Origin of the sequence: Streptomyces gossypii (genome assembly GCF_025165795.1) — a bacterium.
In the GTDB taxonomy this organism is placed as follows: Bacteria; Actinomycetota; Actinomycetes; order Streptomycetales; family Streptomycetaceae; genus Streptomyces; species Streptomyces gossypii.
Genome location: NZ_JAJAGO010000016.1, coordinates 151,620 through 172,658 on the forward strand (window position 1 = coordinate 151,620; position 21,039 = coordinate 172,658).

Sequence of the window (21,039 nt, forward strand, 5' to 3'; positions counted from 1 at the left end):
GCGCAGGCGGTCAGCGCTTGCTGTCGGCGTCCGCGTCGGCGTCAGCGCGCTTGTCCTCGGCGGCCACCGCCTGTGCCGCCTCCCTCTTGGAGGCGTACAGGCTGGTGGCCGTCGTGATGATCAGCACCGCGCAGATGACGCCGAGCGAGACCGGGATGCTGATCACCGGGACATGCACCCCGGCCTCATGCAGCGCGTGCAGCACCAGCTTCACACCGATGAAGCCGAGGATGACCGACAGCCCGTAGCTGAGGTGGACCAGCTTCTTGAGCAGCCCGCCGATGAGGAAGTACAGCTGGCGCAGGCCCATCAGAGCGAAGGCGTTGGCCGTGAAGACGATGTACGGATCCTGGGTCAGGCCGAAGATCGCGGGGATGGAGTCCAGCGCGAACAGCACGTCGGTGGTGCCTATGGCCAGCATCACGATGAGCATCGGCGTCATCAGCCGCTTGCCGTTCTCGTGGATGAACAGCTTGGTGCCGTGGTACTTGTCCGTGGAGGGGAATCGGCGCTCGACCAGCTTCAGGAGGCGGTTCTCCTCGAACTCCTCGTCCGCCTCCTCGGCGCGCGCCTCCTGGATGAGCTTCCACGCCGTCCAGATCAGGAAGCCGCCGAAGATGAAGAAGACCCAGGAGAAGGTCGAGACGATCGCTGCCCCGGCCGCGATGAATCCGGCGCGCAGCACGAGCGCTATCAGCACGCCGACCATCAGCACCCGCTGCTGGTAGATCGTCGGGACCGCGAACTTGGCCATGATCAGTACGAACACGAAGAGGTTGTCGACACTGAGCGACTTCTCCGTGACGAAGCCCGCGAAGAACTCACCGGACGGCTGGCCCCCGGCGAAGACGAAGAGGCCGATCCCGAAGAGGGCGGCGAGAGTGATCCAGACCGCCGTCCAGATCCCGGCCTCCTTCAGGGAGACCTCATGCGGCTTACGGCCGCCTACGAAGAAGTCGACGGCGATCAGGGCGCACAAGCCGACAATCGTCAGAACCCACGCGGTCAGGGATACATCCATGTTTCAGACACCTCCGGCTGATTACTGCCGGAGGTCTCTTCCGCCCTGGCCGCGCTCTCGCACTGCCGGACCGATACCCCGGGACCAGTCCGACCGGTCCGTATTGACGAGGCACCGCGAGGCTGGGAATGCTGGGAATACTCCCCTCCGCCCAAGTAGAGTAAAGCAAGACCAAGAAAAGGTAAAGCTCTACTTTGCCTTCGGCCGGTGCGGGGAGCCGCACGTCCGGACGCGGAAGCCGGACGGGCCGTGTTGCCCGTCCGGCTTCCGCTGTCCGCCGCTCAGCACCCGTCAGCGCGTCAACGCCGGCCGTACGCCTGCCGGGCCGTCGCGACCCGTTGCAGTACCTGGGGGACCACCTGGCTCCCACCCGGCACCAGCGGCGGCTCGTACGTCCAGGCATGCCCCACCCAGGGATCGGCGAGGTGGTCGTCCGGCACCGGTGTGATGCGCAGCAGCGCCCGCCACAGCGGGTCGAGCACCGGGCCGTACGCCTGGGCCTCCTCGCGGTCGGCGACCATCAGCAGATTGACCCCCACGGCAGGCCCCTCGTCCGCGATGTAGCGGAGCTGGGTGACCGCGCGGTCGTCGAAGCCGTGCGGGAAGTCGTGCACGATCAGCAGCTGCTCGGCCGTGTCGAGATCGGGCGGCAGCGATTCGGTGGCGCCGCTGCGCACGGCCATCTGCACCAGATCCACCCGCTTGGTCAGCTTGGCCAGCACCTCGTTCACCCCGCTCGCCCCCACGCCGGGCGGCTGGCGCAGTGCACCGGACTCCAGCAGCGGGACCAGAGAGGTCGCGGCCGAGCCGGCCGGGTCGATGACGTTCAGCGTGAAGTCGTCGACCGGGTAGACGGCGACCAGCCGGGCGGCTATCGCCACCGCGGTCTCCGCCGCCAGACGCCGCAGCTCATCCGAACCGACCAGCGCCGACTCGACGGAGCCGCCGCTGCGCCCGCTGTCGATCCACAGCCCGCGATCCAGCGGGAGGCGCACCAGCATGGGGATCCGCAGATCGGAACGCTCGGGCAGGGTGAGATCGCCCAGCCGCAGCGCCATCGGCACCTCCATCGGCACCTCGTACGCCTGCCAGACGGGGTTGTCCCACCGGGCGAAGGCGGCGGGCAGCGCGGGCTCGACAACGGCGGACTCGGCGACCAGCTGTCCCAGGTCGCGGTCGAGGACGACACTCGCCTGCTCGACGAGCCGGGCGTGCTTGGCGCGCGCCTCGTCACGGGCGGCGTCGGCGACCGGACCGACGCGCGTACGCGGATCGGAGAGCACCTTGTCGAGCTCCTGCTCGCGGCGCGAGTCAGCGAAGTCCACGGCGGAGCGGTACGCCGCGACCGTACGCGCCATGTCCTCGAACATGCTCCAGACCTGGTTGTACAGCCGCTCGTCCATGGACCAGCCGGACGCGTCCCCCGCCACCGGGGCCGGTGGCGACCCCGCGGGGGCGGGCTGCGCCGGGGCGGGTGCGGGCTGCGGCGGCGCCGGACGGCGGCTCGGGTGCTGATAGCTCACCGGACCAGAAGCCGGGGGCGACGCGGGACCGGACGCCGGAGCCGGTGACGCCGCCGCAGCCGGTGACGCCGCACCGGGCCGGGCCGGACGGTCGGCACGCGCCGCCGACGGCGGAGCCGCCGCCACCGCACGGGCCAGGCCCGCGGCCACCGCCTCGTTGATCGTGGCCGCCAGCTGCATGGCCTCCGGAAGCCCCTGGTCGTGGAGCATGGCGGCGAGACCGCCCGCATACCCCTGCCCGACCGCGCGGACCTTCCAGACTCCCTGCCGCCGGTAGAGCTCCAGGGCGACAACCGCGGACTCGGCGTCCAGCCCGGTCACCGTGTAGCTGGCGACCGGGCTTCCGTCGAGGGCGGTCACGGCGACGAAGGGAGCGGGGAAGGCACCGAAGCTCGTCGGCCCGCCCACTCCCGTCGGCAGCGCAAGCAGCACATTGACCCGGTGCACCGCCTCCGGCAGCGCGTCGAGATCGACCGCGAGCCGGTGCTCGGCGGCGGCCTGCCGGGACACTTCGAGCCCGGGAAGCTGCGGCTCGGCCGGATGCGCTATCCACCCGGCGTCCCTCATCCGCCCCTGCTCGTCGTTGAGTGTCGCCCCGGCCACCACAGGTTTCCCCGCCGACACCCGGATCTCCAAACGGGTCTCGGGCAGGGCATGGTTCTGCCCGCGGACCAGCTCGGCCGTCATTCTCGCGCCCCCTCCACCGCTTCCCTCACACTTCCTCTTTCGCTCTTCCGTCTGCGCGTGCCTACAGGTGCGGCACGATCGTCGGCATCAGGTCCTGGAAGGTACGGCCCGCGGCGGGCTCGCCGATGGCCGTCATCTGCCAGCCGTTCCCCTGCCGGTGCACCTTGGCCATGATCTGTGCCGTGTACTGGCCGCCGCCGGTCAGGGTGTACCGCGCCATCTCCTGGCCGTTCGTCTCGTCGACCAGGCGGCAGAAGGCGTTCTCCACCTCCGCGAAGGTCTGGCCGGTGAAGGAGTTCACCGTGAAGACGATCTGGTCGATGTGGACCGGTACACGCTGCAGGTCCACCAGGACCGCCTCGTCGTCACCGCCCTGCCCCGCACCGCCGACCAGGTTGTCTCCGGTGTGCCGCACCGAGCCGTCGTCGCTCACCAGGTGGCGGAAGAAGACGACGTCGACCGGCTGCTTGTCGGCGAACAGCACCGCCGAAGCGTCCAGGTCGATCTCCTTGGCACGCTTGCCGAACAGCCCTCGGCGGGGAGCCGCCTGCCAGCCGAGCCCCATGCGCACCGCGGTCAGGCTGGCCCCATCCGACTTCTGCAGGCTGATGGCCTGCCCCTTGGACATGTTGACCGTCACCGCGCGTCCCCTCTCAACGTTTCCACGCCGCCATCACCGACGGCGTCACCGAACCCTACGCAGTCGGACTGACACTCTGGCCAACTCGCCCCTCCTTTGTGTCGTTCTTGCAACACTCCGCAGGGGCATACCGGGACAGCCCTCAGGACAGGCCCTAGGAGAGGCCCGCCTCCCGCATCTGCCGGAGCTCCTTCTTGAGGTCCCCCACCTCGTCACGCAGCCGCGCCGCGAGCTCGAACTGCAGCTCAGCGGCGGCGGCCCGCATCCGCTCCGTCATCTGTTCGATCAGCGCTGCCAGTTCGGCCGCGGGGCGGTCGGTGAGCACCTCGGTGGCCGCTTCGCCCTTGGCGCCAGCGCCCTTCCCGGCCCGCGCCGCCCTGCCACCCAGTGCGGGCACCGGCGCCGTGGGCTTGCCGTCCGGACCCTGGTGGCGGTAGCCGGTGCCGAGGAGCTGCTCGGTGTCGATGTCCTCCCGCGCGATGTCGGCGACGATGTCGCCGATCTTCTTGCGCAGTGGCTGCGGATCGAGACCGCGCTCCTCGTTGTACGCGACCTGCTTCTCCCGGCGGCGGTTCGTCTCGTCGATCGCCTTCTCCATACTCGGGGTGATCTTGTCGGCGTACATGTGCACCTCGCCGGAGACGTTGCGCGCCGCACGCCCGATCGTCTGGATCAGGGAGCGGCCGGAGCGCAGGAAGCCCTCCTTGTCCGCGTCCAGGATGGCGACCAGGGAGACCTCCGGAAGGTCCAGACCCTCCCGGAGGAGGTTGATGCCGACCAGTACGTCGAACTCCCCGGACCGCAGCTCCCGCAGCAGTTCGACCCGGCGCAGCGTGTCGACGTCGCTGTGCAGATAGCGGACCTGGATGCCGAGTTCGAGGAAGTAGTCCGTCAGGTCCTCGGCCATCTTCTTGGTGAGGGTGGTGACCAGGACACGCTCGTGCTTCTCGGTGCGGAGGCGGATCTCGTGCACCAGGTCGTCGATCTGCCCGTCGGTGGGCTTGACCACGACCTGCGGGTCGACCAGACCCGTCGGGCGGATGATCTGCTCCACCACGCCGTCGCCGCGCGAGAGTTCATACGGCCCCGGGGTGGCCGACAGGTAGACCGTCTGGTCGATCCGCTTCTGGAACTCCTCCCACTTCAGCGGCCGGTTGTCGATCGCGGAGGGCAGCCGGAAGCCGTGGTCGACAAGCGTCCGCTTGCGGGCGGCGTCCCCCTCGTACATCGCGCCGATCTGCGGCACCGTCTGGTGCGACTCGTCGATCACGAGCAGGAAGTCGTCCGGAAAGAAGTCGATCAGGGTGTGCGGGGCGGTACCGGCCTCGCGGCCGTCGATGTGCCGGGAGTAGTTCTCGATCCCGGAGCAGGTGCCGATCTGGCGCATCATCTCGATGTCGTACGTCGTCCGCATCCGCAGCCGCTGCGCCTCCAGCAGCTTGCCCTGCTTCTCCATCCGGGCCAGCTGCTCCGCCAGCTCCGCCTCGATGCCGGTGATGGCCCGCTCCATCCGCTCCGGACCGGCGACGTAGTGCGTGGCGGGGAAGACGTGCAGCGTGTCGTCGTCGGAGATGACCTCGCCGGTGAGCGGATGGAGGGTGGAGAGCGCCTCGATCTCGTCCCCGAACATCTCGATCCGGACGGCCAGCTCCTCGTACACCGGGAAGATCTCGATGGTGTCGCCGCGCACCCGGAAGGTGCCCCGGGTGAACGCCGTGTCGTTCCTCGTGTACTGGATGTCGACGAAGCGGCGCAGCAGCTGGTCCCGGTCGACCTCATCGCCGATCTTGAGGGAGACCATCCGGTCGACGTACTCCTGGGGGGTGCCCAGGCCGTAGATGCAGGACACCGAGGCGACCACGATCACGTCACGGCGGGTCAGCAGGGAGTTCGTCGAGCTGTGGCGGAGGCGCTCGACCTCCTCGTTGATGGAGGAGTCCTTCTCGATGTAGGTGTCCGTCTGCGGGACGTACGCCTCCGGCTGGTAGTAGTCGTAGTACGACACGAAGTACTCGACGGCGTTGTGCGGGAAGAGCTCGCGGAACTCGTTGGCGAGCTGGGCGGCGAGCGTCTTGTTCGGCGCCATCACGAGGGTGGGGCGCTGCAGCTTCTCGATCATCCACGCGGTGGTCGCCGACTTGCCGGTGCCCGTCGCTCCCAGCAGCACGACGTCCTTCTCGTCCGCGCTGACGCGCCGGGTCAGGTCGGCGATGGCCGCCGGCTGGTCACCGCTGGGCTGGTAGGGGCTGACGACCTCGAAGGGCGCCACCTTGCGTTCGATCTCTGTAACGGGCCGCATGAATCCACCGTACGACCCGCCACTGACAACCGGCTCCGCTCCGGTCTCCGCTCCCGCTTTCTGCCGGGCTTGGCCGACTGCCTCCGTTCAGCCCATGGACATGTACCGCCCGGTTGCGTGTATACCGCATAGGGGAACGTGTTCGCTGTCCGTGTACAGACCGACGCGAGGAGTCCGCATGCCGATCCGCCCCTTCGCCCTGACTGCCGGCGCCATTCTCGGAATGTCCGTGCTCTTCCCCGCCATGGCCAACGCCACACCGGCGGAGCGGCCGGGCGACACGCCCCTGGTCCTCGCCCACCGCGGCGCCTCCGCCTATGCCCCGGAGAACACCCTCGCGGCCGTCGACAAGGCCGCTGAGCTGGGAATCCGATGGGTGGAGAACGACGTGCAGCGCACCCGGGACGGCGAGCTGATCGTGATGCACGACACCACGCTGGACCGCACCACCGACGTCGAGGAGGTCTTCCCCGACCGCGCCCCGTGGAACGTCTCGGACTTCAGCGCGGCGGAGGTCGCGCGGCTCGACGCGGGCTCCTGGTTCAGCGACTCCTACGCCGGTGCCCGGGTCCCCACCCTCCGGCAGTACCTGCGCAAGGTCGGCGCCAATCACCAGAAGCTGCTGCTGGAGATCAAGCGGCCCGCGCTCTATCCGGGTATCGAGGCCGACACGCTCGAGGAGCTGGGCAACGAGGGCTGGCTCGGTCGCGGACATGTCCGCTCCAAGCTGGTCATCCAGAGCTTCGACGCCGAGTCGGTGTCGGCGGTGCACTCCCTGAAGCCCGCCGTGAAGACCGGCTTCCTGGGCACCCCGGCGGTCGGCGAGCTGCGCGAGTACGCACGCTTCACCGACCAGATCAACCCGAACTACGCGACGGTCACCCAGGAGTACGTGGACGCGGTGCACGCCGTGAAGGGCGTGCACGGCAAGCCGCTGGAGGTGTTCACCTGGACGGTGAACGACGCACCGACGGCGCGGGCGATGGCGGAGACGGGCGTGGACGGCATCATCACGAACTACCCGGATGTCGTGCGGGACGCGATGGCCCACGAGTCGCAGGACGACCTGGTGCCGGACCGCTTCTGACACGCACCTGAGCGCTGCCGCGCACGGGCCGTCGCAGATTGTCGGTGGCGGCCCGTAGGCTGCGCGTGTGTCGAATACCACACACTCCTGGGCCTGGATCTCCCGCGACTCCCCGATCGGGCCGCTGCTGCTGGCGGCGACCGAGGCGGGCCTCCTGCGGGTCGTCTTCCACGCCGACGCGGAGACACGCACACGCGCGGTGGCCCAACTGCGGACGAGGTTCGGGGCCGGTGGCGCCGGGGAGTCCCCGGAGGCGTCCGCCTGGGTGGAGGAGGCGGCGCGCCAGCTGGACAGCTACTTCGAGGGGGCGCTGAAGGCTTTCACCGTCCCCCTGGACTGGTCGCTGACCGGCGGCTTTCATGAGCGGGTGCTGCGCGAGCTGGCCACGGGGGTGCGGTTCGGAGCGACGGTCGGCTATCAGGATCTCGCCGACCGGGTCGGCGAGCCGGGTGCGGCGCGCGCCGTGGGCGTCGCCATGGGCGCGAATCCGCTGCCGGTCGTGGTGCCCTGCCACCGGGTGGTGGAGAGCGGCGGCGGGATAGGCGGGTTCGGGGGCGGCCTGGAGACCAAGCGCGCCCTTCTCACCCTGGAAGGCCTGCTCCCGGAGCCACTCTTCTAGGGGGCTCTAGGGCTGCGGGCCCGGTCCGGGCCCGCGCGTCCGGGAGCAGTCCCGCCGTGTGCGGGATCAGAGATTCACGCCCTGCTTGTGCAGGAAGGGCACGGGGTCGATGCCCGAGCCGTAGACGGGCGTGGTGCGGATCTCGAAGTGCAGGTGCGGGCCCGAGGTGTTGCCGGTGTTGCCGGACAGCGCGATCTTGCTGCCGGTGTTCACGTGCTGGCCGACCCCTACGTTGATCTTCGACAGGTGGGCGTACTGGCTGTACTTGCCGTTCTCGTGCTTGATCACGATGCGGTTGCCGTACGATCCGCCGTCACCGGTGGTGACTACGGTGCCCTTGTGCGCGGCCTTGACCGGGGTGCCGGTCGGGACACCGAAGTCCTGGCCGGAGTGCTTGTGCGACCAGCGGTCGCCACTGTTACCGAAGTCCGCGGTCAGTGTGTAGGGCTTGTCGATCGGAGATTGCCAGGAGGCCGCCTTCTTCTTGGCGGCGGCAGCCTTCTCGACCGCGGCCTTCTTCACCGCGACCTTGTGAGCCGCGATGGCCTCGTACTGCGCGTCGGACTGCTTCTTCGTCGCGCCGGCAAGCTCGGTGGCCGTACCACCGGCGAACGCGTCCTGCTGGGCGCCGGACCGTGCGTCGGGCTGGGCGTCGGGCTGGGCCGCTGCGGCCACACCCGCACCGGCACCCATTGCCAGCGAGGCGCTGAGTCCGGTGGCGATCACGGCCGCCCGGGTACGGGAGCGCTTCGTGGCCACGGCGAGAGCGATGTTCTTCGGCATGCGGGTACTACCTCCGGAATTTGTGGAATTACCTGGCTTTGCGCCCGGTCTCCACATTGGTAACCCGTTCATCCGTTCTCGACCAAAATCGCCGGATACTAAGCAGCCACGTACTGGAAGACAGGGAATCGCCTCTCTTTTCCGGCACGAAGACCGCCCCGTATACCGCTTCCCGCCCGGTGATCTCCCGCGTACCGCCCCGGCACCGCCCGCCCCGAACTGCGCGTTCGCCGGGAGGGAGCCCTTGGGGCAGGAAAGACCGAAGCGCCTCGGCAGGCCGGGGAAGAAGTCCGGGACTTTGGTCCCGCGGCCTTGCTATTCCGCTTCGTAGCCCGAAATTCGCTGTGCCTCACCTCACCAGCGGACGGCTGTGTCCTGGTTATCAGCGGCCTTTTGTGTGACCTGGCGCACGCCTTTTCTGTGATGTGGCGCACTTCTTTCTTGTGACGTGGCCCACTTCTTTCGGCAATCGCCCCGCGTCTCGTCACGGGCCCCGCTCAGACGTGGCCGGGCTGGCAGACTGCGCGTCGTGACCGACATTCCCAAATCAGCCGACGCTCCTGACGTGGCTCTCCCCACGGCCCCCGGGGCGACGGCTCACGACCCCGCCGGGCTGGCCGCGCTGCGCCGCCGTACGCACGCCGTGCTGATCGTCAGCCAGATCCTCGGCGGTCTGGGGGTGGCGATCGGCATCGCGCTGGCCGCCGTGCTGGCCGAGGAGGTCAGCGGTTCCGAGGGGCTCGCCGGCCTCGCGTCCACCGCCTCGGTCGTCGGCACCGCCATGCTCTCCCTCCCTCTCGCCACCCTGATGGCCGCGAGAGGGCGCCGCCCCGGACTCACCCTGGCCTATCTCATCGCGGCCGTCGGCGGGGCGATCGTCGTCCTCGGCGCCGTCCTCGACAACTTCCCGCTGCTGCTGGCCGGGATGGCGGCCTTCGGCGCCGGTTCCTCCGCCAATCTCCAGGCGCGCTTCGCCGCCGCCGACCTCGCCGAGCCGGAACGGCGCGCCCGGGCGATCTCCACCGTCGTCTGGGCCACCACCATCGGCGCCGTACTCGGGCCCAACATCGCGGCCCCGGCCGGCCGCAGCGTCTCCGCGCTCGGCATCGGCATCCCGGCCACCGCGGGCCCCTATCTGTGGGGTTCGGTCATCTTCCTCATCGCGGGGGCCCTGGTGCATCTGCTGCTGCGTCCGGACCCGCTGCTGACCGCCCGCGCTCTCGCCGCCGCCGAGTCGGCGGCAGCTGGTGAGCGGCCTGCGGAGGACGCCCGCTCTCTGCGCGCCGGCGTGGCCGCGGTGCGGGCTTCCTCGCACGCCAGGCTCGCCCTCGTCACCATCGCCGGTACGCACACGGTGATGGTCTCGATCATGGTCATGACCCCGGTCGCGCTGAGCCACCACGGTGCGGGCATCGACCTGATCGGCCTGGTGATAAGCGGCCACATCGCCGGGATGTACGCCCTCTCACCGGTGATGGGCTGGCTCGCCGACCGGGTCGGGCGACTCAGCGTGATCCTGCTGTCCGTAGCGCTGCTGGCCTGCGCCGCCGCGCTCGCGGGCTCGGCCGGGGCGGACCACGCACAGTCCGCCGCCGCGCTGCTCGTGCTCGGCCTGGGCTGGTCCGCGGGCCTGGTAGCCGGTTCCGCGCTGCTCACCGACTCGGTGCCGGCGCCCGCCCGCGCCGCCGTCCAGGGGCTTTCCGACCTGACGATGAACTCGGCGGCGGGGGTGGGCGGCGCGCTGTCCGGGCTGGTCGTCGCGCAGGCGGGCTACGGGTGGCTCACCGCGCTGGCCGCGGTGCTGCTCCTGCCCGTCGCCGGACTGACCCTGCTCGGCACCCTGCGCCGGGCGGCCCACGATCAGCGCGGGTGACGTCAAGAGGTGACGTCAAGGGGTGACGTCAGCGCGGGTAGACCCGAAAAGGCACGCCCCGGTGGCCGCCGAACCGGTCGGCGACCTGATCCCATCCCTGAGTGAGGAGCCCTCGCGCGTACGCCTCCGGCTCCTCGTCGCTGAGCGCCGTGATGTAGGCACGATGCTCGGCAAGTGAGGCGACGGCACGCTCCACGGACTCCGCACCGATCCGCACCGCGTGCGTCGGCTCCGGCGATCCCACCACCGCCACCCAGCGCACCCCGCCCCAGGGCTTCGCTCCCTCCGCCGCCAACTGCTCTGAGAAGATCCACTGGTTGCCCGCGTCTCCCGCCGCGTCCAGCGTGGCGCGCCCGACGACCCGATGGTCCGGAGTGTTCCACCAGACTCCATCGAAGGTGTCATGGTGGTTCAGGGTGACAAGCAGTTCGGGCCGCCACCTGCGGATCGCGGCCGCGATGTCGCGGCGCAGGGCCAGACTCTCCTCGATGACGCCGTCCTGGTAGTCCAGGAACGTCAACTCCTGCACGCCGACGGCGGCCGCGCTGGCGCGCTGCTCCGCCTCCCGCACCCGCGCCGCCTCCTCGGGCGCCATCCCCGCGATGCCCGCCTCGCCCCGGGTCACCAGCAGATAGGCGACCTCGCGCCCGGCCGCGCGCCACTCGGCGACGGCAGCGGCGGCACCGTACTCCAGATCGTCCGGGTGTGCGACGACCGCGAGAGCCCGCTGCCAGTCCTCCGGCATGGGTTCGAGCTGCCTGGTCCGCTCGGCGGACACGGCGTCCTGCTGGCTCATGGTCCTCCTCCTGCCACTGTCCTTCACTGCGTTGATACGGGTGATACGGGTGGTGCGGGCGGTGCCAGGAGCGTGGCGGGTGTGGCGTCACCCGGACGGTGGCACCTCGCCCCACCCGTAAGGGCTCCGCCGCCTTTCCGTACCCGGCGGCGTCCGACAGGGGTTTCCCGCCCGGCGCATCCCATCGGCCCGCACCGAGGACCGAGCCGCTCCTCCGCTCGGCCCTGCGTGCAAGCTATCGCCCCGCCCGCCTGCCGAGACCACCATGGACGCATCGGACATGTTCCCGGCACCCGAGGAGACCCCACCGTGTTCGCCGCGAAGACCTTCACGACGCACTCCACGACGCAGTCGCAGGACCAGCCCCAGTCCCAGCCCGTGACGCGCTCGCACAACCGTTCGTCCCTCACCCATCGGCTGCGCTACGCCGCCCGCAACCCGCGACGGATCGTCCCGTTCCTGCGGCGTACGGCCCGAGACTGGCGGCTGCGGCAGCAGACGGGCGGCGACCACATCGCCTACTACCGCGCCGTCATGAAGTCGGACACCGCCCGCAATCCGCGCGGTGCCGTGGGCACGCCCACCCAGGAACGCTGGAACGCCCTGGGGAAGATGCAGTTCGACTATCTGATCTCGCACGGACTGTCGCCCGCGGATCACGTACTCGACATCGGCTGCGGCAACCTGCGCGCCGGGCACCATCTCATCCGCTTTCTCGAACCCGGCAACTACCACGGCCTCGACATCTCCCCGGACATCCTGCTGGCGGCCCAGCGCACCCTGACCGAGCAGGGGCTGCAGGCCCGGCTGCCGTATCTGACGCTGGTGAACGACCTGCGGCTCGCCCACCTGCCGGCCGGTCACTTCCAGGTCGTGCACGCGCACAGCGTCTTCTCGCACTCCCCGCTCGAGGTCATCGAGGAGTGCTTCGGCCATGTCGGCCGGGTGCTGGCTCCCGGAGGCTACTTCGACTTCACCTACAACCGTACGGGCGGTCCCGAACACCAAGTCCTGCGTGAGGACTTCTACTACCGCCCGGGCACGCTGCTCGCCCTGGCCGCGGCGCACGGACTGGAGGCCCATGTCATGGACGACTGGGAGGAACTGCCGCACCAGCAGTCCAAGATCCGCGTCCGGGCTGCCGACACCCAGACGGTCGCATCCGGCACCTGATCCCGCGCTCCCGTGATCCGGGCCGTCCTCCGCCATCGCCGTGGCCGCATGCCAGTGCCGCGTCAGACGCGGCTGGAGGTATCGAGGGGAGCGAGGTGCTGGACTGGGCCGACGCCTACAACGCGGCCAACTGCGCGCGGGCCCTGCGCAAGGAGGCTTGGCGTGAAAGCCGTTCTGCGAGAGGTTGTGAGACCGAAGGCCGAGGGTAAACCGGACCAACTCCCCGCCTCCGCCACGTCTGCACACAGCCGTTCGTGCGGCCTGCTTGAGCCTGCTGGCATCGCTGCTCGCGGCCTGATCAACGGACCACGCGTGGCAACGACCGCTCGAATTCACCGTTGGGCTGGGGCCCTTTCCTGTGCTCATGGCGCACGATGGGCGGCCATGAGCCGACCCGCCGGATGGGTGAAGCTTCGCGACGCGTCCCGGACCTCGGCGAGCCTTCCCGGAATTGTCGCTATTCCGCATCAGTGTCCTCTCTGTCGGAGGCACACAAGGGGTCTCCGTGGATTACGAAGGCAGGGAGAATAATGCGTAAGCTTCAGAAGCTTGCTGTTGTTGCGGCCATGGTCGGCAGTGTCGGCATCGTCGGCGCCGGCACCGCCGTCGCGGGTGGCGGCCACGGGGGCGGCAAGGTCGCCATCAGCCAGTCCACCGAGTGCAAGTCGCACGACCTCAACGTCAGCGTCCTGAGCAACATCGGTGTTCTGAACGGCCTGGCCGGCAACCTCCTCAACGGCGAGGGCAACCCGGGTCAGACGGCCATGCAGCAGGGCTCGACGATGGGCTGCAACAACACTGCTGGCTGATCCCCAGACGGCAGCGAACGGGCGCCGACGGAACAGGCTCGGGGCGCCACCGTCGGGGCCCGTTCCCCTCCTGCCTGCCTGACTCTCTCCGCATCTCCCCTGCGTCCCGCGCCCCGGCCTCACGGCGATCGGGCGCCGGTAGTGCCGGTAGTGCCGGTAGTGCCGGTAGTGCCGGGGGCGGCGAGTTCGGCTTACACGATCAGGTTCTCCAGGTAGTGCCCTTCCGTACGGTCGTACGTGCCGCCGCAGGTGATCAGGCGCAGGGCCGCGCGGCCTCGGGTGTCGCCGTCGGCGCGGTCGATGAGGACCGCGTCGCTCTCCGTCCCCCTGCTTTCCTGACCCGCGCCGCGCTCAGCCCGGCGGCCCGCTCCAGGCGGGGTGGCGGGGGTCGTCGGTGCGGATGACGATGCCGGCGGTCTCTGTCGGCCGCACCTCCTCCTCGTAACGTGCGAAGGCGGGCAGGGTCCAGCGTGCCCCCTCCTCCACGCGCCGGGCCAACGCCCCAGCGGTGAGGCTCAGGTGGACGCTCAGGTCGAACGGGAATCCGTGTCCGAGCAGCAGCGGCCCGTGCAGCAGCAGCACCCCGCCGTCCGGCAGCCCGACGGGGCCGCTGCGGGTGGCACGGTCGGTCTCCGCGTCCCACAGGTCGGGCAGCACCCGCCCGCTGCCGCCGGGCTCCAGCGGCCGGAACACCTCGCGCCACAGCGCTCCGGTGTCGTACCAGCTGTCGTAGTAGGCGTCCGGGTCCCGCTTGCCGTACTCGAAGCGCAGGGAGGCGGGCCGCAGAAAGCCCGCCGTGGCGACGGGAAGTGCGGGACGGCCGGCCGCGCGCAGTGCCTCGGCGATGTCCTCCGCCGCTCGCTCCGGGCGGGTAGCGGGGGCGCCGTCGACGGCCACCCGCAGCCGTCCGCTGTCGTGGGGCCGCAGGTCCATGAGGTGCCGGGCCAGTTGTCCGGTGAGCCGCTCCCACGTGATCGCTTCCAGTCGCACTCCCCCATCATGCAGGGTGTGCGCCCGCGCGCATTCGCACACACAGGGGTTGCGCAACCTGCTGCGCGATGCACCCCGGTCGGGGTACGGTGCCTCTCCCCCGTCCGCGGAACGTCCGTTTTCGGACATGCGCGTGGGCGGGCAACAGGGGGAGCACGGGCCGCGCGCTGCGCGCTCGGTGGAACACGGGGGAACGTGTGCACAACGACATCACTGTGGTGACGGCGAATTTCGAGCTGGTACGGCGGCGTGCCGACCACGTCGTCAAGTATTTCTACGCTCATCTGTTCGCGGCCAATCCGGAGCTGCGGACCCTGTTTCCGGCCGAGATGAACGACCAGTTCGAGCGCCTCTTCAGCGCCCTCGGGCACCTGGTCGCCCATCTCGACAACCCCACACTCCCGGACCACCTGGCCCAGCTCGGCCGCGACCACCGGAAGTTCGAGGTCACCGCGGAGCACTACGAGGCCGTCGGCCGCAGTCTGGTCGCGGCCATGCGGTTCGGCAGCGGGCGGGCCTGGACGCGGGAGACCGAAGCGTCCTGGAACGCCGTCTACACGAGCGTGGCCACCTCCATGATCCGCGGCGCCCGCGAGGCCCGGCTGCGCCAGGAGCCCCGCTGGTGGGACGCAACGGTGCTGCACCAGCGGCTGTACCAGGGGCGTACGGCCATCATCAGCGCCCTCCCGGACCAGCCCTACCCCTACCGCGCCGGGCAGTACGCGACGCTCCAGCTGCCCGGGCTCCCCCGGGTCTGGCGGCCCTACTCGCTGGCCCGCGCGCCCCGTGGTGACGGAATCCTGGAGTTCCATGTCGCCCGGGTGAAAGGGGGTCGGCTCAGCAACGCGCTGTGCGACCGGCTGACAGCAGGCGAAAGGTTACGCCTCGGCCCCGCCTCGGGCACCGCGACGGCCCCGCGCGGGGCGGGCCCGGTCACGCTGCTGGCCGCGGGCAGCGGCTGGTCCTCGGTGAAGGCGGTACTGGAGGAGCTGGCCACGCGACGGCCGCCGCACCCCGTACGGCTGGAACTGGTGGCGCGCGCCCGTGAGCACTTCTACGACCCGGACACCGTGGCCGGACTGGACGAGAAGTACCCCTGGCTGGAGGTCTCCTGGTGGTATCCGCGTCCGGGAGAGCCGCGAGTACGTGCGGCACGCCGGCTGCACGCGGCTCTGCTCGCCCGCGGGGACTGGGAGGCGCAGCACGTCTACCTCAGCGGCCCGCGCTTCTTCGTCTCGGAGATCTCCGAGCTGCTGTCGCGGCAGGGAGTCACCCCGGACCGGATCAGCCACGACCGGCTGCCCCCGACGAGCAGCCACTCCGGCCCGCGCACGGATCACGCCGAGCACTTCCTCGCCCCGCGGCCCGCACCGTGGATCGATCCGGACGCGCGTGCGGACTGCGCGTACGAACGGCCCGCGGGGGCCGCGGGGGCCGCGGCGTACGAGGGCTCGGATAGCCCCGCCGCCCCGGGCGGCGGGGCCCGGCTCAGCCTGCCTGGAGCGCGTCGAGCCGTTCCTTGAGCGCGTCGACGGACTGGAAGCTCGCCCCGAGCAGCGCCACATGCTTCCAGCGCAGCGTCCCGTCCGGGCCGATGAGGAACACCGCACGGCGCAGTCCGATGCCGGGGGCCGTGATCCCGTACGCCTTCGCCACCGTACGGTCCGGGTCGGCGAGCAGCGGCATCCGCAGATCGTGCTTGCGGGCGAACGCCTCATGGCTTTCCAGATCCTGCGGGCTGATCGCCCAGACCTCGGTCTCCCGGGAGCGGAAGACCTCCAGCTCGGAGGAGTAGGCGCACAGTTGCCTCGTGCACACGCTGGTGTCGTCGCCGGGGTAGAAGGCGAGCAGGAGGGGGCGGCCGGGTGGCGGGTCGGCGGCGAGGGTGAAGTCGGCTCGCTCGACGGTGCTCTGCCCCTCCCCGGCGCCGCTGCCGGTGAGGCGGATGCCGGAGAGCGTGAAGCCCGGTGCGGGCAGGCCGGTTTCGGGGGTCTTCGCCACGGTGTCGTCCTTCGGGTTGGTCACGCACGGCATGAGGAGGACCCGGGGGCGTAGCCAACCCCCGGGCCCATGGTTGCCACCCTGGTGCACACGCCTCCGCGGTTCAGGGAACGGATCAGTGTGATGACGTCGTGCTCTGCCTTTGAGCCACCGCGCATCGAGCTGCGCGGGCCGGAGTCGAACCGGCAATCTCGACGCCTGGTCCGGACCGGTTGCCGAGGCGATGGGCGGCGCATACTGAATCTGGAGCGAGAGTCTGAGATTGACTGCGGCTCCGTGCTGATCCGCACGGGCCGCACCCTGACGACAAGCTTCAGCGTCAGCTTTGCGCTCCTGGCGCACCCCGGCCGCCCGCACACGGCGCACAGCCGGGGAGTTTCTGAGGTTAGCCGAAGAGATAGCCGAAGACGACCTCGCCTACGCGCTGGTCGTCGATCTCCATGCCGTTGGCGTCCTCCCGGGCGAACTTCACCGCCTGCTGAAGCTTCTCGATCCGCTCCAGCAGTTCGTTCACCCGGCGGGCGGGCAGCGCACCGGAGAACTTCACGGTCGTCCAGTAACCGACCGGAATGTCCTCGTAGTACACCTCGACCTGGGCCGGGTGCTTCTCCGTGGCCTCCGCCTTGACGTGGTTGCGCGGCACCTTCTTGGTGCGCAGCGTCCGCACCTGCTCGGTCCTCCAGCTGTCCGTGGACGGGTCGACGGTCCACGACTCGGAGGCGTCCAGCACCGGGAGCCTGCGCAGGAAGGCACCGAGCTCGCCGAGCTGCTTCTCCAGGAAGAGCAGGTACGAGACGGGCACGTCGCTCAGCAGCGTGCGTCCCTCCACGGTCACATCGGCACGCGCGTCGCAGTTCGCCCAGTCCTTGGTGGCCGTCACATCGAACAGCCGGGTGAGGGTGCGCGCGGTGTCCCGCAGTACGTCCTCGGCCTTCACCTGTACCCGGGTGGACTCGGGCGGCAGCTGCTCGCCCTCTTCGTCCTTCGGCTGATAGGTCCGTGAGATACCGGCCAGCAGGGCGGGCTTGGTCAGCCCGTGCTGCACGGACGCCAAGTCCTGCTGGGACTTGGACTTGACGCCCTTCTCAACTGCGATGATCTGATTGAGTTTCGCCACACCGGGCACACTAGCCGCTTGTATCCCCTGGCCGCGAAGGCTTTGTTCCTCCTCTCTCCGCTGCGGTCCGGCCTCAGCCGACGGCCTGCGACGCGTGATAGAGCGCGTAGAGGATCGCGGGCAGCGCGCCGACGAACACACCGAGGGCGACGATGACCGTGGGCAGCCGCGGATTGGCGCGCAGCACCCTGACGAGATAAGCGACGAGCAGAAAAAACGCCAGGGTCACTACGACCCCGGCGATCAACCACTGCGAGAGAGCATCCTGCATGAGACCTGCTCCTTGTGACTATGCCTAGTCCGGCTTTCTTCTCTCGCACGCACCCGGCAGCAGCCCGCACCACGCTCTAGGTAGGGAGAGCGGCGGAACGCCGCCGAAGTGCGGCGGGGATGTGACGGTAGCTCAACCACCGTGCTGCGCACCAGGGTTGTCAGAGCGCACAGGAATGGCGGGGTCACCCCGGGCTACCACCCCCGGGGGCCCCGCATGTCAGTACCGGACTAGGCAAGCCACAAAGCACTGGCCAGCAAGGGTGGCCTGTCGTGCTGCACGAACGCTCAACGCGCATTCTCTCCGATCTCTCTCTTTTCACTTAACGACTGCTAGACGCCCCCTTGTTAAGCTGAGAGCTCGTGGCGTGGGCGTCACACGCGCCGGACACCGCCGTGCGGAGCACCAGGGGGTAGCAGTTGTCGATCGGCTTCGGACTACTCGGCCCCGTGGAGCTGAGTGCGAGAGGCAGAAGGGCGGATCCGGGCCCCCCTCAGCGGCGGGCGCTGCTGTCCGTACTTCTGCTCGCCTCGGGCAGGGCCGTCACCGTCGCGACACTGCGCGAGCGGATCTGGAGCGGCACCCCGCCCACTTCCGCCACGGGCGCCATCCATCTGCACGTTCACCATCTCCGCACTCTGCTGCTGTCGCTCATCCCGCCGGGCGCGGGCAGCGATGCGGGACCGCAACTGTTGACGCACCCCGGCCGCCCCTCACTCCAGGTGAGTTATGCGCTGGAGGTCGCTGACGGGCGTCTGGACGTCACGCGGTTCCGCAGACTCCTGAGTGAGGGCGCGCTCGCCCGCGCGCGGGGCGACACCGTCCTCGCGCTGGACCGCTTCGACTCGGCACTGGCGCTGTGGCGGGGAGACCCGATGCCCGAGCTGCGCCCCACCGAGTTCATACGGAACGCCCGGCTCAACCTGTGCGACATGCGGGCGGACGCGTCCCGGCAGCGCGCGGAATGCCTGCTGGCCAACGGCCTCCTGGCCGCCGCGCGGGACGAGCTGTCCCAGCTGTACGTGGAGCGCCCCTATGACGAGCGTGTGGTGATCCTGCTGTCGACCGCTCTGCTGCGGACCGGCGCGGACGGGCAGGCGCTGCGGTTGGTCACGGACGCGCTCCAACGCTGGCAGCGGGAGCACGGCTTGCTGCCGCACGCCTTGCGGCGGCAGCGCGACCGGCTCATGAGCGGCGAAATGCCGCACAGCCCGTCGGAGGCGGCGTCATGAAGGTGAAGGCACGGCTGCTGGGCCCGCTCCTCCTGACGCTCGACGGGTTCGACATCACCCCGACGGCGTCACGGGCACGGACACTGCTGGCCGGGCTGTTGATGGGCGGCGGCCGTACGGTACAGGCGGATGCGCTGATCGAGGAGGTGTGGGGCGAGGGCAGTCCGCTCAGCGCCCCTGCCCTTCTGCAGAACCACATCCACCGCCTCCGCAAGCATGTGGATGCGGTGGCGGGGGCCGGGCGGGGCCGTGAGTTGTTCGTGAGCGGCCCGGCCGGCTACGGACTCCGGCTCGACGAGCGGGACCTCGACAGCCATCAGTTCCTCTCGCTCCTCGGCCGAGCACGGGTCGCGGAGTCGGAGAACAAGCCCGCCGAGGTCTGCGAGTTGACCGAAGCGGCGCTGGACCTGTGGCGCGGCCCGCCACTGGCGGGCTCCCCGAAAGGGGTGCTGACCACCCCGTACGTCGTGCGGCTGGAAGAGCAGCGACTCGAAGCGTTCACTCTGCGGGCCGAAGCACAGCTGAGGCAGGGCCAGTACGGGCTCGTGGTCGCCGAGCTGCGCGGTCTGGTGTACGAGCATCCGCAGCACAGCCGGTTGCGGTTCCAGCTGGCCACCGCGTTGCAGGAAGGCGGGCAGTCAGTCGAGGCACGGGAGATTCTGCGGGCGCTGTCGTCGGCACCCGGCACTCCCTCGGACACCCCGGGCACGAGTGCGGGCCCTCTGCCGGCGGGCCCCCCGGCCGCGCCGAGCCCCGCACCGGCGGCGGCGTCCGCCCCTCAAGCGACACCGCCCGCTGATGCGGCACCTCCCGAGGCGCCCTCCGAAACACGTGAAGCGCACACGCCACACATTCACTTCACCGTGCTCGGACCGGTCGGCATCCGACGCGGCAGCCATCCGGTCAGTCCGGGCTCGCCACTGCAACGGGCGCTGCTGGCAGCCCTGCTGCTGCGCAATGGTCGCACGGCCACCTTCCACGAGTTGATCGACGCGATGTGGGGCGAGAATCCACCGGATTCCGCCAGGTCCGCCCTGCACACCTTTGTCTCCCGCCTCCGCAGGGACGTTCGGCAGCACCTGCCCGGAAGCCCAGCGCTGACCAGCGGCCAAGGCGGTTACGCACTCGACGTCACGGGTGCGGGTGCCGTACTGGATCTCGACGTGGCCCATGCCCTCGTCGCGGAAGCCGAGAAACGCGAACGTGCCGGTGACCCTGCGGGTGCGCGGGAGCTGTACGACCAGGCGCTGCGGCAGTGGGAGGGCGAGCCGCTGGCCAACGTGCCCGGCCCGTACGCCGAGACGCAGCGGGTGCGCCTGGAGGAATGGCGCCTCCAGCTGCTGGAGCACCGGCTCGACCTGGACCTGGAGGCCGGCGCGCACGCCGAGGCGGTCTCGGAGCTGACCGCGCTGACCGCCGCCCACCCGCTGCGCGAGCGGCTGCGCGAACTCCTGATGCTCGCCCTCTACCGCAGCGGCCGCCAAGCCGAGGCCCTCGCCGTCTACGCCGACACCCGCCGCCTGCTCGCCGACGAGCTGGGCGTCGACCCGGGCTCCGGGCTCTCCCGGCTCCAGCAGCGCATCCTCGAAGCCGACGACGAACTCCATCCGCCGCCGCTTCGGGTCGGCGAGGGCGATCGCCCCCATCAACTCCCGGCATCGACGCACGACTTCACCCCCCGCAGCGGACTCGTCACCTCGCTGAGCGACCAGCTCACGGCTGGAGAGGGCACTGTGGCGGCGGTCTCAGGTTTCGGTGGTGTCGGCAAGACCACCCTCGCCGTCCATGTCGCACACGCCGCCCGCGCCCACTTCCCGGACGGCCAGCTCTACGTCGACCTCCAGGGCGCCGGCCCGGCCGCCGCCGAGCCGGGGACTGTTCTCGGCCGCTTTCTGCAGGCGCTCGGCACCTCACCCGAGAATGTGCCCGACGTCCCCGAGGACCGGGCGGCTCTCTACCGCTCACTGCTGTGGGACCGTCGCGTACTGGTCCTGCTCGACAACGCCCGCGACGCCGCACAGGTCAGACCCCTCCTCCCCGGCACACCGGGCTGCGCCGCACTGGTCACCAGCCGCGCCCGCATGGTCGACCTCGCCGGCGCGCACCTCGTCGACCTCG

18 protein-coding genes are annotated in these 21,039 nt (G+C 70.2%); 8 read left to right on the plus strand and 10 right to left on the minus strand.

Annotated features, from left to right (window positions below; genetic code table 11):
• Positions 1 to 10: 10 nt before the first annotated feature.
• The 4 genes from LHJ74_RS29000 to uvrB form a co-directional block, all read right to left on the minus strand.
• Complete coding sequence (locus LHJ74_RS29000; protein WP_260221179.1) at positions 11 to 1,021, minus strand: TerC family protein; 1,011 nt, start codon at positions 1,019 to 1,021, stop codon at positions 11 to 13.
• A gap of 299 nt (positions 1,022 to 1,320) precedes the next feature.
• The gene (locus LHJ74_RS29005; RefSeq protein WP_260221180.1) at positions 1,321 to 3,231 is read right to left on the minus strand and encodes a TerD family protein; all 1,911 of its coding nucleotides are present in this window, start codon (positions 3,229 to 3,231) and stop codon (positions 1,321 to 1,323) included.
• A 61-nt stretch (positions 3,232 to 3,292) separates the two neighbouring features.
• The gene (locus tag LHJ74_RS29010; protein WP_260221181.1) at positions 3,293 to 3,871 is read right to left on the minus strand and encodes a TerD family protein; all 579 of its coding nucleotides are present in this window, start codon (positions 3,869 to 3,871) and stop codon (positions 3,293 to 3,295) included.
• 154 nt (positions 3,872 to 4,025) lie between these two features.
• On the minus strand, positions 4,026 to 6,170 hold the full coding sequence (gene uvrB, locus LHJ74_RS29015) for an excinuclease ABC subunit UvrB (protein WP_260221182.1): 2,145 nt from the start codon (positions 6,168 to 6,170) through the stop codon (positions 4,026 to 4,028).
• Between the two features lie 178 nt (positions 6,171 to 6,348).
• Between uvrB and LHJ74_RS29020 the strand changes: the two genes are divergently transcribed.
• A complete protein-coding gene (locus tag LHJ74_RS29020; protein WP_260221183.1) occupies positions 6,349 to 7,257 on the plus strand; it encodes a glycerophosphodiester phosphodiesterase in 909 nt (302 codons plus the stop codon).
• Positions 7,258 to 7,324: 67 nt separating this feature from the next.
• On the plus strand, positions 7,325 to 7,876 hold the full coding sequence (locus tag LHJ74_RS29025) for a methylated-DNA--[protein]-cysteine S-methyltransferase (RefSeq protein WP_260221184.1): 552 nt from the start codon (positions 7,325 to 7,327) through the stop codon (positions 7,874 to 7,876).
• A gap of 66 nt (positions 7,877 to 7,942) precedes the next feature.
• Here the strand turns inward: LHJ74_RS29025 and LHJ74_RS29030 are convergent, their stop codons facing one another.
• Positions 7,943 to 8,659, minus strand: coding sequence for a M23 family metallopeptidase (locus tag LHJ74_RS29030; protein WP_260221185.1), 717 nt, complete (start codon positions 8,657 to 8,659; stop codon positions 7,943 to 7,945).
• Between the two features lie 538 nt (positions 8,660 to 9,197).
• Here LHJ74_RS29030 and LHJ74_RS29035 point away from each other — a divergent pair.
• Positions 9,198 to 10,532, plus strand: a complete 1,335-nt coding sequence (locus LHJ74_RS29035; RefSeq protein ID WP_375546861.1) for an MFS transporter — start codon at positions 9,198 to 9,200, stop codon at positions 10,530 to 10,532.
• A 28-nt stretch (positions 10,533 to 10,560) separates the two neighbouring features.
• Here the strand turns inward: LHJ74_RS29035 and LHJ74_RS29040 are convergent, their stop codons facing one another.
• A complete protein-coding gene (locus tag LHJ74_RS29040; protein WP_260221186.1) occupies positions 10,561 to 11,328 on the minus strand; it encodes a PIG-L deacetylase family protein in 768 nt (255 codons plus the stop codon).
• Between the two features lie 378 nt (positions 11,329 to 11,706).
• Between LHJ74_RS29040 and LHJ74_RS29045 the strand changes: the two genes are divergently transcribed.
• Together LHJ74_RS29045 and LHJ74_RS29050 are read left to right on the plus strand one after the other, a co-directional pair.
• On the plus strand, positions 11,707 to 12,501 hold the full coding sequence (locus LHJ74_RS29045) for a class I SAM-dependent methyltransferase (protein ID WP_260221210.1): 795 nt from the start codon (positions 11,707 to 11,709) through the stop codon (positions 12,499 to 12,501).
• Positions 12,502 to 13,031: 530 nt separating this feature from the next.
• A complete protein-coding gene (locus tag LHJ74_RS29050) occupies positions 13,032 to 13,310 on the plus strand; it encodes a hypothetical protein (RefSeq protein ID WP_260221187.1) in 279 nt (92 codons plus the stop codon).
• A 351-nt stretch (positions 13,311 to 13,661) separates the two neighbouring features.
• On the opposite strand, the gene LHJ74_RS29055 is transcribed toward LHJ74_RS29050, so the two are convergent.
• A complete protein-coding gene (locus LHJ74_RS29055; protein ID WP_260221188.1) occupies positions 13,662 to 14,300 on the minus strand; it encodes a nucleoside/nucleotide kinase family protein in 639 nt (212 codons plus the stop codon).
• Between the two features lie 197 nt (positions 14,301 to 14,497).
• Between LHJ74_RS29055 and LHJ74_RS29060 the strand changes: the two genes are divergently transcribed.
• Positions 14,498 to 15,823 carry a globin domain-containing protein gene (locus LHJ74_RS29060; RefSeq protein ID WP_260221189.1) on the plus strand — a complete coding sequence of 442 codons (1,326 nt, stop codon included), beginning with the start codon at positions 14,498 to 14,500 and terminating at the stop codon, positions 15,821 to 15,823.
• Here the strand turns inward: LHJ74_RS29060 and LHJ74_RS29065 are convergent.
• The 3 genes from LHJ74_RS29065 to LHJ74_RS29075 all read right to left on the minus strand — a co-directional run bounded on the left by LHJ74_RS29065 (position 15,789) and on the right by LHJ74_RS29075 (position 17,689).
• Entirely contained in the window at positions 15,789 to 16,301 is a 513-nt protein-coding gene (locus LHJ74_RS29065) for a peroxiredoxin family protein (RefSeq protein ID WP_260221211.1), read from the minus strand. The two genes, LHJ74_RS29060 and LHJ74_RS29065, sit on opposite strands and share 35 nt — an antisense overlap.
• A 385-nt stretch (positions 16,302 to 16,686) precedes the next feature.
• Positions 16,687 to 17,418 carry a DUF7873 family protein gene (locus tag LHJ74_RS29070; RefSeq protein WP_260221190.1) on the minus strand — a complete coding sequence of 244 codons (732 nt, stop codon included), beginning with the start codon at positions 17,416 to 17,418 and terminating at the stop codon, positions 16,687 to 16,689.
• A 73-nt stretch (positions 17,419 to 17,491) separates the two neighbouring features.
• The gene (locus LHJ74_RS29075) at positions 17,492 to 17,689 is read right to left on the minus strand and encodes a hypothetical protein (RefSeq protein ID WP_260221191.1); all 198 of its coding nucleotides are present in this window, start codon (positions 17,687 to 17,689) and stop codon (positions 17,492 to 17,494) included.
• Positions 17,690 to 18,108: 419 nt separating this feature from the next.
• Here LHJ74_RS29075 and LHJ74_RS29080 point away from each other — a divergent pair, with 419 nt between their 5' ends.
• Both LHJ74_RS29080 and LHJ74_RS29085 read left to right on the plus strand, forming a co-directional pair.
• Complete coding sequence (locus LHJ74_RS29080) at positions 18,109 to 18,921, plus strand: AfsR/SARP family transcriptional regulator (RefSeq protein ID WP_260221192.1); 813 nt, start codon at positions 18,109 to 18,111, stop codon at positions 18,919 to 18,921.
• The coding region (locus LHJ74_RS29085; RefSeq protein ID WP_260221193.1) for an AfsR/SARP family transcriptional regulator at positions 18,918 to 21,039 on the plus strand (2,122 nt) is incomplete at its 3' end. The genes LHJ74_RS29080 and LHJ74_RS29085, both read left to right, overlap by 4 nt.